Genomic DNA, 12,204 nt, shown 5'->3' on the forward strand with positions numbered 1-12,204 from the left:
GAATAAATTATTGCAAACTCAAACACAGCTAATTGAAAATACTGTACATGATCTGAAGTCGATTATTACGACTAAAAATGTGAATGTGTTTTATGGTCAGACACAGGCGTTAAAAAACGTAAATCTCAATGTGCCTGAAAATCGTATTACAGCGCTAATCGGGCCTTCCGGTTGCGGCAAATCCACCTTTTTGAGATGCCTTAACCGGATGAATGATACGGTTGAGGGCTGCCGTGTCACAGGTGAAATACTATTGGACGGTGTCGATATATATGATCGTAATATCGACGAGGTTCTCCTTAGAGCGCGGGTGGGAATGGTTTTTCAAAAACCCAATCCTTTTCCCAAATCAATCTACGATAATGTCGCATATGGCCCGCGTATTCACGGCTTGGCAGCCAACAAGGATGCTCTTGATGAAATCGTTCTGACCAGCCTGGAAAAGGCGGGTTTGCTAAAAGAGGTACAGGACCGGCTCCATTCTTCTGGAACTGGTCTGTCTGGCGGTCAGCAGCAAAGACTGTGCATAGCGCGGGCGATGGCGGTTCAACCGGATATTATTTTGATGGATGAACCCTGTTCTGCGCTAGATCCAATTGCAACGGCTAAAGTCGAAGAATTGCTGGATGAACTAAAACAGAACTATTCCATTGTGATCGTGACGCATTCCATGCAGCAGGCCGCCCGCGTCTCGCAAAAGACTGCCTTTTTTCATTTGGGGGAAATTGTTGAAATAGGGGACACGGAAAGCTTGTTTACCAGCCCTGCAGACGAACGAACACAGGGTTATATTACCGGTCGGTTTGGATGATGAATATTCTGATAAATTTGAGGAGACCTCTTAAATGAGTGGTTCAGGACATATTGTAACATCTTTTGATGAAGAGCTTGAAGTTATGCGTAACACCATAATAGAAATGGGTGGCATAGCAGAATCTCAACTTGAATCCGCTGTTCGTGCCTTGATTGACAGAGATAGCGAACTCGCTCAAAAAACCATTGCTGGAGACGCCGCAGTGGATGAGTTGGAACAGGCCATAGACAACATGGCTATACGTGTTCTGGCCCTGCGCAATCCGGTTGCAGATGATCTTCGGCTGGTGATTTCCGCCCTTAAGATTGCCTCAGTTCTTGAGCGTGTGGCGGATTACGCTGCAAATATCGCCAAGCGCGTCATTGCCTTAAACCAGGCTCCGGTTATCCGGGCTGTTTCAACAATCCCGAGAATGAGTGAACTGGTGCGGCGAATGATAGACGATACGCTCAAATCCTATGCTCAAGGAGATACCGAATTGGCAATTGACGTTTGGGCACGGGACAAGGAGGTCGATCAGCTTTACAACAGTTTATTTCGAGAATTGCTGACATATATGATGGAAGACCCGCGGAGTATCACAAGTTGCACTCATCTTATTTTCATGGCCAAGAATATTGAGCGTATTGGCGATCACATGACAAATATTGCAGAAATTGTTGTGTATCAGGTTACCGGATCGCCGCTCACGGATGAGCGCCCAAAAGGAGATAAGACAAGTATGACAATGATGGAATCAATCATTCCAAAAGAAGGCGAAAACTAAAAATGAAGATAATGGTTGTCGAAGATGAGCCTGCCATGGTTGAGCTCCTTCAGTATAATCTGGAAAGCGAAGGTTTCGACGTTGTTTCTGCCACAGATGGCGAAGAAGCATTGCTGGTTTTGGAAGAGGAAAAACCGGAGATGCTGCTGTTGGACTGGATGATCCCGAAAATCTCAGGTATCGAGATTTGCCGGCGGCTACGACGAGATCCCGTTCACAGAAATCTGCCGGTGATTATCATTACCGCCAGGGGAGAGGAAACGGACCGTATTCGTGGCCTCGATGTTGGGGCAGACGACTATGTGTCAAAGCCGTTTTCACCGGCCGAGCTGATGGCTCGAGTTCGCGCGGTCCTTCGGCGTAATAATCCGAATGCTGAAAGTGATACCCTGACTATCGCCGACATAATATTGGACTTGGTTGCGTATAAAGTCAGCCGGGCGGGGCGGGAACTGCATTTGGGACCAACAGAGTTCAAATTATTGCGGTTCTTTATGGAACGTCCGGGCCGTGTTCTTTCTCGGGAGCAGCTTCTTGACGGTGTTTGGGGGCAAAATGTGTATGTCGAGGACCGTACTGTGGATGTCCATATTCGCCGATTGAGAAAAGCACTCAATGGTGCAGGAGAGGTGGATTTAATAAGAACAGTAAGAGCGGTGGGCTATTGCCTTGAACGAAGCTGATACGTCGTTCAAGGCAGAATAACGGGGGCTGATTAACTTCCTTCAGCTTTTACCTGTTCCTGGAGCTTTTTGATCAAACCATCAACACCAACGCCCGGTTTGTTTACAACGGCGGAAAACTCGGATCTCTGGGTTACCGCCAAGCTTACTCCCTCAACGATAACATCAACAATCTGCTGTTTGCCATCATTAGCCTTCCGGACACGCCAATCCAGTTTAATCGGCGGACCATTTGGCTGTTCTATTACGCTGTAGACAAGTGATTCCTTGTCATTGATAGGTTTTGCATCCTTGATCTTTAGGCTTTCACCAGAATAGGAACCGATTTTCTGGCCATAACTGACAACCATATAATCGCGGAAAACGCTTAGGAATTCCTTCCGCTGCTCGTCGGTGGCCGTTCGCCAATTATTGCCAAGAACAAACCGTCCGATAAGCTTCATATTAAAACTTTCGTCCAGGTATTTTTCGAATTGATGTTCTTTCTGACTTTCAGACAAGGATTTGTTGGAAAGCGTTTTGATTGCGTCATCACCCATGGATTTAATAAGGGCCGTCGCTGCTTGAGCGTTAGAGTTCTCTGCCGCCGAGATGGGCAGGAAAGAGAATGTACACATCACCGCGGCGGATAAAAGCGAAATAAGAAAAGTACGTTTCTTTAGCATTACGTGGCTCCTATGAATGAGCAAATCAGGCAATCGATAAAATCAATTACGGTAAATTCTAATTTGTTGTGCTGGTTTTTGTGATTTCATCATCCTCGCCGAATGACATGCTTGGCAATTGCGACGGATCAGTCGCGCCTTTGAGAATTTTGCTCTTTCGGCTCTGCCTGTACAGGCTGCGGATCGTTGCATAGAAATCAATTGAATTCTTTTCTATTTCGTCGAGGGTTTCAATAGCCCGCGATCTTTTATCCAGGCCGTCAACCGCCCACCGCCAGACACCAACATAGGTTTCATCATGTTCACGGGCTATTATATTAACCGGGTCGATATACCAATCGACTATCCCACCAACACCTTCACGCATGGTATATGGGCCGAGTAGCGGCGCAACTAGATAAGGGCCTTCTGCAATTCCCCAAATGGCGAATGTTTGTCCCATATCATTTTCAGGTGTATTGAGCTGTGCTACATCAAAAAGACCGCCCAGGCCTAAAAACGTATTGGTGAAAAATGCGCCCATATTGTCCCCGGCGGCATTTATATCACCTTGCAGGACGTTATTTATCAAATAAATGGGTTGAGATAGATTGGTTAAGAAATTGCGGACACTGTCCCGGACCGGAAGCGGCAATACACCCCGGTATATTTCGGAAACCGGTTTTAGAAACAGGGCATCCAGTGCGTAGTTCACGTCAAAGAAATAACGGTTCATGGGTTCGAATGGATCATATACTTCTTCGTACATCACAGTAGACGCTGCTGATTTGTCATCCGCAGGTGCTGTGGCGCAACCGCTCAATAGTGTGAAGAGGGCCACAACTATTAAACCCCCTTTTAATGACGGCCACAAATTTCCCAAACTCATTCCATTTACTTCCAGTTTTTTTGATGAACCCCTCAATCGAGAAGACACCCTATATCGCAACTGTTACTGAATTCTTTACTTTTTAACCATTGCACATTTTAGCGAGCAGTTAAAGTTCGATAAAACATACTTCTCGCTATTTGCCCCAGATTACATTTTTCGTATCACAGGCAAATATTCAACGCGAGTCACGGCCTTGTCAATTTCCCATAATCCTGAAGGTGTGTTGCGAAAAAGTCGCTGTAAGATCCGGTTTTTACTGTACAAAGATATAAAGATATGTTTATATCATTAAAATTGTTGAAAACGACTGGAATGATACATGGATGATTTGCTTCAGGGGTTAAGGGCCGCTGCCGAAGAGACGCGGTTGCGTTTATTAGTTCTGTGCGGACATTCGGAACTAACGGTAAGCGAGCTCACCCAAATATTGGGTCAAAGCCAGCCGCGTGTTTCAAGGCATTTGAAGCTCTTATGTGATGCCGGATTGTTAAATCGATATCAGGAAGGCAGCTGGGTATTTTATCGTCTTTCTAGTAAAAACAATACCTCTCTGTTGGCAAGAACATTAGTTGATTTGGTGCCAGAAGATGACTCGGTTGTCTCTCGAGATTTGGAAAGGCTTCAATCCGTAAAAAAAACCCGGGTCGTCGCCGCAGAGCAATATTTCAAGGAGAATGCGGCGGACTGGCAGCGTATTCGATCGCTGCATGTGCCTGAAAAGCAGGTTGAGAAAAGCCTTGAGAGAATCTTTAACGGCCGCGACATAAGGGATTTCCTGGATATCGGCACAGGGACGGGTCGGATGCTGGAATTGATTGGCCCGAAGGTCGAACATGCAATCGGCGTCGATTCCAGTCGCGAAATGCTTTCATATGCGCGCGCAGCGATCGAGGGGGAGGGGCTTAGAAATTGCCAGGTAAGGTTGGCTGATATGTATAATCTGCCATTCGCCAATCAATCACAAGATGGCATAATAATACATCAAGTCCTGCATTACGCCGAAAATCCACTACGCGCCATTAAAGAGGCTGCGCGGCTCCTGCGCCCCAACGGTATCTTTGCCATTGCCGATTTCGCTCCACATGAAATCGATAGTTTGCGAACTGACTACGCTCACCGTCAACTCGGGTTTGATACGGATGAAATCTGGCGCTTTTGCGAACAAGCGGGGCTGGAGCAACTGGAATTAGAGGTTCTTGAGGGGGATCCGCTAACGGTTAATATTTGGACAGCAACCCTCGCGTCAGAAGTTATTGAGAAAGGTGTTGCGTCATGATTATGTCAGGTATTTCTCCGGGACGAAGTGCCGAACAAGGGCTTGTCGTGAATGGGATCGCGAACAGGGTGGAGGTTTCGTTTGAGTTTTTCCCTCCCAGCTCTGAAGCCCTTGCATCGAAGCATTGGCAGTCTCTCAATCGTCTTGCACCGCTTGGGCCGAAATTCGTCTCCGTTACGTATGGCGCCGGTGGGTCGACACGGGAGCGCACACATCAGCTTGTCAGTAGAATCCGGCGCGAAACTTCCCTGGAGCCGGCTGCGCATTTAACCTGTGTCGGTGCAACTGTAGAAGAAATAGAAGCAGTTGCCGAGAGTTACTGGGAAAGCGGAATAAATCATATTGTGGCATTGCGGGGTGATCCGCAAGAAGGCCAGGAACGGTTTGAGCCGCATCCTGGCGGCTTTTCCGGTTCGGTGGAACTCATCAAACATCTAAAGAAGATGCATGATTTTGAGATTACTGTTGGGTGCTATCCCGAAATTCATCCCGATGCGGCGTCCAGTTTGGCGGATATTGATTATCTGAAACGAAAAATGGATGCGGGCGCGACGCGGGCCATCACACAGTTTTTCTTTGATCCTGAGGTTTATCTGCGATTTGTCGAGCGGGCCCAGGCCCATGGCATTACCATTCCCATCGTACCGGGCATTCTGCCCGTGACCAGCTATTCCAAAATCCGCCAGTTCAGCGAACAATGTGGCACGCAAATTCCAGCCTGGCTCACCCATTTGTTTGAAACACTGGATGAGGATCCGGCAACCCGCAATTTGGTGGCGGCGATGGTCGCTTCCGAACAATGTCTTCAGTTGCAACAGGCGGGTGTTACGGATTTCCATTTCTACACGTTGAATCGCGCAGATCTTGTGTACTCGGTTTGCCATACACTTGGATTACGGCCCAATCAACTTGCCTGTAATCCCTGACGGACCTCGATTTATCCGGAAAGAAATTTTATGAAAAAGTCAAAACCGTATTTCGAACTTGAAGCTATTCTTGGCAGTCGCATCATGGTCCTGGATGGCGCTATGGGAACCATGATCCAGAGCTATAATCTGCAAGAGGCGGATTATCGAGGGACGGCGTATCTCGATCATGGAATTGACCTGAAAGGGAACAACGACCTGCTCAGCTTGTCCAAACCCGGCGTGATAGAGGAGATCCATGACCAGTTTCTAAGCGCCGGTGCAGATATACTGGAAACCAATACATTCAATTCAACATCGATCGCGCAAGCTGATTACGGTCTCGAAAGTGAAGTATATGAGCTTAATCGTCAATCGGCCAGGCTGGCGCGCCGTGCTGCGGATAAATGGTCATCCTTGACGCCTGAAAAACAAAGATTTGTTGCCGGCGTTTTGGGGCCGACTAATCGTACTGCGTCAATTTCACCGGATGTCAATGATCCGGGTTTTCGAAATGTAACCTTTGACGAACTGGTTGCGTCCTACGATGAAGCTCTGCGCGGATTGATCGATGGCGGCGCCCAGATTATTCTGATTGAAACCGTATTCGATAGCTTGAATTGTAAAGCGGCCATTTACGCCGTTTTACGATATTTTGATGAAACCGGTATCCGCCATCCGGTGATGGTATCCGGAACAATCACGGACGCATCCGGCCGGACATTGTCCGGTCAAACGGCGGAAGCTTTTTGGGCCTCGATGGCCCATGTCGACCCTATAAGCATCGGGTTTAACTGTGCACTTGGGGCCAAGGATCTTCGGCCCCATGTCCAGGCAGTTTCTTCAATCGCTCCCACAAATGTCAGCGTCCATCCCAATGCGGGATTGCCAAATGAACTCGGTGACTATGATGACACACCGGAATATATGGCCTCGCAGCTTCGGGAATTTGCCGAAAGCGGCCTGGTCAACATCGTTGGTGGATGTTGCGGTACCCGACCCGAACATATTGCGGCCATTTCGGAGGCAATGTCGGACCTACAGCCTCGAGAATGTCCGGAATATGTGCCGGTTTGCCGGTTAAGTGGTCTGGAGCCGCTCTATATGGATGATGTCGCGGGCTTCATTAATGTCGGCGAGCGGACGAATGTTGCGGGGTCTGCAAAGTTCAAAAAACTGATTATGGACGGCGATTTCGACACGGCTCTTGATATTGCGCGAGACCAGGTTGCGAATGGGGCGCAAATCGTTGACGTCAACATGGACGATGCCATGTTGGAAGCCGTCACTGCCATGCCAAAATTTCTCAATCTCATAGCGTCCGAACCGGACATCAGCCGGGTTCCCTTGATGATTGACAGCTCCAAATGGGAGGTATTGGAAGCCGGGCTTAAAACGGTTCAGGGCAAAGGGGTCGTGAATTCCATTTCCTTGAAGGAAGGGGAAGAGGAGTTTTTGCGCCATGCGCGTGAAATTCGCCGCTATGGCGCCGCGACGGTGGTGATGGCCTTTGACGAAGACGGGCAGGCGGATACCAAGCAGCGGATGATTGAAATTTGCACCCGCTGTTATAAACTCCTGACAGAAAAGGTCGGATTTCCACCAGAAGATATCATTTTCGATCCGAATATCTTTCCTATTGCCACGGGTATCGAAGAGCATAGTAATTTTTCCAAAGACTACATTGAAGCGACAGCTGAGCTTAAAGAGACGCTGCCGCATATCCAGATCAGTGGCGGCGTGAGCAATATGTCCTTTTCCCTGCGTGGCAATAACCCCATGCGCGAAGCCATGCATTCCGTATTCCTTTATCATGCGGTCAAGGCCGGCATGGATATGGGGATCGTCAATGCCGGCCAACTCGCCGTTTATTCAGACATTCCGGACAATATCCGGGATCGAATTGAAGATGTCGTCTTCAACAAACGGGACGACGGGACAGAGCGGCTGCTGGAAGTGGCGGAAGAAGCCATCGGTCAGAAACGGAGCAATGTTGTCGACCTCAGCTGGAGAGAAAAGCCTGTCAATGAACGGCTTAGCCATGCCCTGGTCAAAGGAATTTCTGATTATATCGTTGAGGACACGGAGGAGGCACGCCTGCAATTTCCGCGGCCAATCCAGGTCATTGAAGGGCCCTTGATGGACGGTATGAATGTGGTGGGGGATTTGTTCGGGTCCGGCAAAATGTTTCTGCCGCAAGTGGTAAAAAGTGCGCGGGTCATGAAGCAGGCAGTCGCTCACCTTTTGCCTTACATCGAGGCTGAGAAGGAATCCAGCGGTCTGGCGTCAACCAAGGGTAAAGTCCTTATGGCGACTGTGAAGGGTGATGTGCATGATATCGGCAAGAATATTGTGGGCGTCGTTTTGCAATGTAATAATTTCGAGGTTATTGATCTGGGCGTGATGGTGCCTTATTCAAAAATACTTGAGACAGCGCAGCAAGAGAAAGTTGATATCATCGGCTTATCGGGTCTGATAACGCCGTCCCTTGAAGAGATGGCTACCGTGGCATCCGAGATGCAGCGACAGGGGTTTGAGCTGCCGTTGCTGATCGGCGGGGCGACAACGTCGAAAGTCCATACGGCCCTGAAAATCGCACCACAATATGAAGGCACGACCATATATGTTACCGACGCGTCGCGGGCGGTTGGAATAGCCACTCAATTGACCAGTGACGAAAATAATCAGGCACTGGCGGAGACCGTGCGGGAAGAATATGTTCAGGTTCGGGAAAATTATCTTAAAAAAGCCCGCCCTGATGCGCAGTTTTCCCTGAATGAAGCCCGCGCAAACGGCGCTAAAATTGACTGGACGGGGTACCGTCCGAAAAAACCGAGCTTTCTCGGCCTCAGGCAATTTGATGATATCGATCTTGCGGAATTGACACACTATATTGACTGGTCGCCTTTCTTCCGAACCTGGGAATTGGCCGGACATTTTCCGAAAATCCTGGATGACGCGGTGGTCGGGGAGACGGCGCGGGAACTCTATGACGATGCACAGACCATGTTGAAGCAGATTATTTCTGAAAAATGGCTGACGGCAAAAGCTGTCGTCGGGTTTTTTCCGGCCGCCCGGGACGGTGACGATGTGGTGATTTATACGGATGACAGCCGTCGGACAGAAAAGCACCGCTTCGCCTTTTTGCGTCAGCAGATGAACAGGTCCAAAAACCGCGCTAATCAGTGCCTTGCTGATTTTATCGCCCCCAAATCAAGTGGCATACCGGATTACCTTGGCGGGTTCGCCGTCACCGCGGGATTGGGTATTGAGAAAAAGCTTGAGGAGTTCGAGCGAACCCATGATGATTACAGCAGTATTCTTCTGAAAGCCCTTGCAGACCGGCTGGCGGAGGCGACGGCGGAATATATGCATGAACAGACCCGGAAAACCCTCTGGGGCTATGCGGTAGAGGAACAATTTTCCAATGCGGAACTGGTTAAGGAAGCGTATCAGGGCATCCGCCCGGCACCGGGTTATCCGGCCTGCCCGGAGCATTCGGAGAAAACCGGCCTGTTTGAGCAGCTGGAAGCGGCCGAGCGCATCGGGATAAACCTGACGGATGGATTTGCCATGACACCGGCATCTTCCGTATCCGGATATTATTTCTCACATCCCGACGCACGATATTTCGGGGTTGGAAATGTTGGCCGTGATCAGGTGGAAGACTACGCAAAACGCAAGGGGATTTCGGTTGAAAAAGCCGAGAGACTGCTGGCGTCCAATCTGACCTATGAGCGGGTGAGGCCGGCAGGGGCATAGGGTGAGTTGACAATAATTTGATTTTCAAACCGGCGGGAAGGCCGTCAGGATAGGCGGGAATTTCAACGGAGATTTTGCATGTTTCGACGTTTCTTTGCCGCTATCCTTGTTTCCCTGCTCTCCCTGAGCGCGGGGTCCGCCTGGGCCTTTGACGAGATAAACAAATCCTATCTGGGTGATTTGGCGGTGGATGGCTATGACAGTGTCGCCTATTTCAATACGCAAAAGCCGGCAGAAGGACAGGAAAGCCACACGGCCGAATGGAAAGGCGCGACATGGCGGTTTGCCAATGCGCAAAGCCGGGATCTGTTTATGGCCTCGCCCGAAAGCTATGCGCCGCAATATGGCGGTTATTGCTCCAACCAGATGAGCCTGGGGAACCTGAGCGATATTGATCCGGGGGTCTGGTTGATTTTTGAAGGGAAACTCTATCTGTTTGGCCATGATATCGGTAAGCACCGCTGGGAGGAAACGGGCATCGCCGCCCGTATTCAGGATGCCGACAGGAACTGGCAGCAATATCTGGCCAAAAATTAGAATTAGGTAGATAATCACCCCACGGTTACCCGGCGGAGGTGAGCGGATGTGCCCTTTCCTATTTAAAAAGCCGGTAATTTGGCGCAGGTAAAGGAAAATAGCATGGACGTATCACGCAGGTTTTTTTTGGCAGCGTCGGCAGGACTGGCAGCTGGGGCGTCGGTGGCAAAGATTCCGGATGTCCAGGCGGCTTCAAAGACAGTATTGCGGGTAAAAACCCGGCAGATCGAAGTCGAGGGCAAGGCTGTTACACGATACGGTATCGAACAGAATGACGGCACTTTCGGCCTTTTCCTCAACGACGGCGAGCCCTTCAATGTTCAACTTGTAAATGAGCTGAATGTCGACACCTTGGTGCATTGGCACGGAATGGAGGAGCCCTGGCGGCAGGATGGCGTTCCCTATCTTTCGGCACCACCCATAAAATCGGGCGGTAGCATGGAGTATCAATTTGCAGCACTTCCAACCGGTACGCGTTGGATGCATTCGCATTTCGGGCTTCAGGAACAGAACCTGCTGGCCGCACCCTTGATTATCCGTGATAAGGCGGAACAAGCGGAGGATGCACAAGAAGTTGTGCTGTTTTTGGAAGATTTTGCCTGGCGGAGCCCTGAGGAAATATTTGCGGAACTGCGTAAACCGAAACCAGCCATGAGCATGTCAAAAAGCAGTAGTGACACGGGAAAGAGTGACGGCCCTGATCTCAATGATGTTGACTTTGATGCCTATCTTGCCAATGACCGCACTCTCGATGATCCAGAGATTATTGCGGTTGAAAAGGGCGGGCGTATCAGGCTCCGCGTGATCAATGCGTCGGCCTCTTCCGAATTCACGGTGGATCTGGGAGCGGTACAAGGATCGTTGGTGGCGGTTGACGGCAATCCCGTGCAGCCAGTGTCCGCGCAGCGCTTTCCGCTGGCCATTGCGCAGCGGGCGGACATCATGCTCACCATGCCTGCTGACGGATCGGCGGTGCCGGTGCTGGCGCTTGGTGAGGGACGAAAGCTGCAGTCCGGGATTATTTTGCGCCCGAAAGGGGCAGCTGTCGCCATGATATCGGCAAAGACAGAAACGGAAGGTCCGCGTGTGGAACTGGAGCAGGAAGCGTTGCTGCGCGCCGTGACGCCGCTCAAAAAGCGGCAGGTCCAGCAGATTATTCCGGTGGATTTGACGGGCTTCATGTCCAGCTATATCTGGAATATGCCCATCCATGGGCAAGCTGGCATGCCGGCGGTTGTTGAGGAGAGCCAGCGTGTTGAACTTGTTTTAACCAACAAGACGTCAATGTCACATCCGATGCATCTGCACGGACATAGTTTTCAGGTCGTCGAAATTAACGGCACGCGTTTTAACGGGGCGATGCGCGACACAATCATGGTACCGCCCAGGATGACCGTGACGGTAGCGCTGGAGACGAAAAATCCCGGACTTTGGGCCTTTCACTGTCACAACCTCTATCATCTGGCGGCGGGAATGTTCTCTACAATGGCCTATCGAGAGATACCCGATAGCAATTGATTGATGGGCAATTGCGCTCAGAAATCTCCGGGATCATAGCCATTTTGTTCAAGCCAGAGCCATCCCGGGCCTTGCCATCTGAATTCGCTCAGGTCAATTCGCCCCTTGAGGTCGAAACGGACACCTTCTTCAAAAAGCAGGCTGCGCTGGCGCGAATGACTGTCGCCGGATGATCGCAAGCTGATCTCACCGCGGGCATTTACGACACGATGCCAGCAAAGCGGCCGGCTGATGGGCAGGCTAGCCAGGGCATAGCCAACAACGCGCGCCCCACAACCGACAATTTTTGCAATCTGGCCATAAGTTGCAACCCGCCCAGCAGGGACCTGGTCGACAACCTCATAAATGCGCGAATGCAGGGATTTCCGGTCGGTTATATTTTCAGAATTCATATCCCCAACCGGCAA

At 50.1% G+C, this 12,204-nt stretch carries 11 protein-coding genes; 8 read left to right on the forward strand and 3 right to left on the reverse strand.

Annotated elements, in window-relative coordinates; genetic code table 11:
- The first annotated feature begins 31 nt into the window (after positions 1-31).
- The 3 genes from pstB to phoB are packed head-to-tail and all read left to right on the forward strand — an operon-like array spanning position 32 to position 2,263.
- Positions 32-811: a phosphate ABC transporter ATP-binding protein PstB gene (pstB, locus tag NBZ79_RS08190; protein WP_420854596.1), complete on the forward strand. Its 780-nt coding sequence runs from the start codon at positions 32-34 to the stop codon at positions 809-811.
- Positions 812-845: 34 nt separating this feature from the next.
- Positions 846-1,580, forward strand: coding sequence for a phosphate signaling complex protein PhoU (gene phoU, locus NBZ79_RS08195; protein ID WP_251937284.1), 735 nt, complete (start codon positions 846-848; stop codon positions 1,578-1,580).
- A gap of 2 nt (positions 1,581-1,582) precedes the next feature.
- A complete protein-coding gene (gene phoB / locus NBZ79_RS08200) occupies positions 1,583-2,263 on the forward strand; it encodes a phosphate regulon transcriptional regulator PhoB (RefSeq protein WP_251937287.1) in 681 nt (226 codons plus the stop codon).
- 32 nt (positions 2,264-2,295) lie between these two features.
- Here phoB and NBZ79_RS08205 read toward each other — a convergent pair whose 3' ends face one another.
- Positions 2,296-2,928, reverse strand: a complete 633-nt coding sequence (locus NBZ79_RS08205; RefSeq protein WP_251937290.1) for an MlaC/ttg2D family ABC transporter substrate-binding protein — start codon at positions 2,926-2,928, stop codon at positions 2,296-2,298.
- A gap of 58 nt (positions 2,929-2,986) precedes the next feature.
- Positions 2,987-3,748: an MlaA family lipoprotein gene (locus tag NBZ79_RS08210; RefSeq protein WP_251937292.1), complete on the reverse strand. Its 762-nt coding sequence runs from the start codon at positions 3,746-3,748 to the stop codon at positions 2,987-2,989.
- Between the two features lie 370 nt (positions 3,749-4,118).
- Between NBZ79_RS08210 and NBZ79_RS08215 the strand changes: the two genes are divergently transcribed.
- The 5 genes from NBZ79_RS08215 to NBZ79_RS08235 all read left to right on the forward strand — a co-directional run bounded on the left by NBZ79_RS08215 (position 4,119) and on the right by NBZ79_RS08235 (position 11,797).
- Positions 4,119-5,075 carry an ArsR/SmtB family transcription factor gene (locus tag NBZ79_RS08215; RefSeq protein ID WP_251937295.1) on the forward strand — a complete coding sequence of 319 codons (957 nt, stop codon included), beginning with the start codon at positions 4,119-4,121 and terminating at the stop codon, positions 5,073-5,075.
- Positions 5,076-5,077: 2 nt separating this feature from the next.
- On the forward strand, positions 5,078-6,001 hold the full coding sequence (gene metF / locus NBZ79_RS08220) for a methylenetetrahydrofolate reductase [NAD(P)H] (RefSeq protein ID WP_420854597.1): 924 nt from the start codon (positions 5,078-5,080) through the stop codon (positions 5,999-6,001).
- Between the two features lie 30 nt (positions 6,002-6,031).
- Positions 6,032-9,742: a methionine synthase gene (metH, locus tag NBZ79_RS08225; RefSeq protein WP_251937301.1), complete on the forward strand. Its 3,711-nt coding sequence runs from the start codon at positions 6,032-6,034 to the stop codon at positions 9,740-9,742.
- A gap of 78 nt (positions 9,743-9,820) precedes the next feature.
- Positions 9,821-10,279: a YHS domain-containing (seleno)protein gene (locus tag NBZ79_RS08230; RefSeq protein WP_251937304.1), complete on the forward strand. Its 459-nt coding sequence runs from the start codon at positions 9,821-9,823 to the stop codon at positions 10,277-10,279.
- A 102-nt stretch (positions 10,280-10,381) separates the two neighbouring features.
- On the forward strand, positions 10,382-11,797 hold the full coding sequence (locus NBZ79_RS08235) for a multicopper oxidase family protein (RefSeq protein WP_251937307.1): 1,416 nt from the start codon (positions 10,382-10,384) through the stop codon (positions 11,795-11,797).
- Positions 11,798-11,814: 17 nt separating this feature from the next.
- Here NBZ79_RS08235 and NBZ79_RS08240 read toward each other — a convergent pair whose 3' ends face one another.
- Positions 11,815-12,189, reverse strand: coding sequence for an MGMT family protein (locus NBZ79_RS08240; protein WP_251937310.1), 375 nt, complete (start codon positions 12,187-12,189; stop codon positions 11,815-11,817).
- Positions 12,190-12,204 lie beyond the last annotated feature (15 nt).

This window comes from Sneathiella marina (assembly GCF_023746535.1).
GTDB classification, from domain to species: Bacteria; Pseudomonadota; Alphaproteobacteria; order Sneathiellales; family Sneathiellaceae; genus Sneathiella; species Sneathiella marina.

Bases quoted from the DNA above. Each gene is read 5' to 3' on its own strand.
- metH (WP_251937301.1), top strand. From the start codon at position 6,032: ATGAAAAAGTCAAAACCGTATTTCGAACTTGAAGCTATTCTTGGCAGT.
- NBZ79_RS08205 (WP_251937290.1), bottom strand. From the start codon at position 2,928: ATGCTAAAGAAACGTACTTTTCTTATTTCGCTTTTATCCGCCGCGGTG.
- phoB (WP_251937287.1), top strand. From the start codon at position 1,583: ATGAAGATAATGGTTGTCGAAGATGAGCCTGCCATGGTTGAGCTCCTT.
- NBZ79_RS08230 (WP_251937304.1), top strand. From the start codon at position 9,821: ATGTTTCGACGTTTCTTTGCCGCTATCCTTGTTTCCCTGCTCTCCCTG.
- metF (WP_420854597.1), top strand. From the start codon at position 5,078: ATGTCAGGTATTTCTCCGGGACGAAGTGCCGAACAAGGGCTTGTCGTG.
- phoU (WP_251937284.1), top strand. From the start codon at position 846: ATGAGTGGTTCAGGACATATTGTAACATCTTTTGATGAAGAGCTTGAA.
- NBZ79_RS08240 (WP_251937310.1), bottom strand. From the start codon at position 12,189: ATGAATTCTGAAAATATAACCGACCGGAAATCCCTGCATTCGCGCATT.
- NBZ79_RS08235 (WP_251937307.1), top strand. From the start codon at position 10,382: ATGGACGTATCACGCAGGTTTTTTTTGGCAGCGTCGGCAGGACTGGCA.
- NBZ79_RS08215 (WP_251937295.1), top strand. From the start codon at position 4,119: ATGGATGATTTGCTTCAGGGGTTAAGGGCCGCTGCCGAAGAGACGCGG.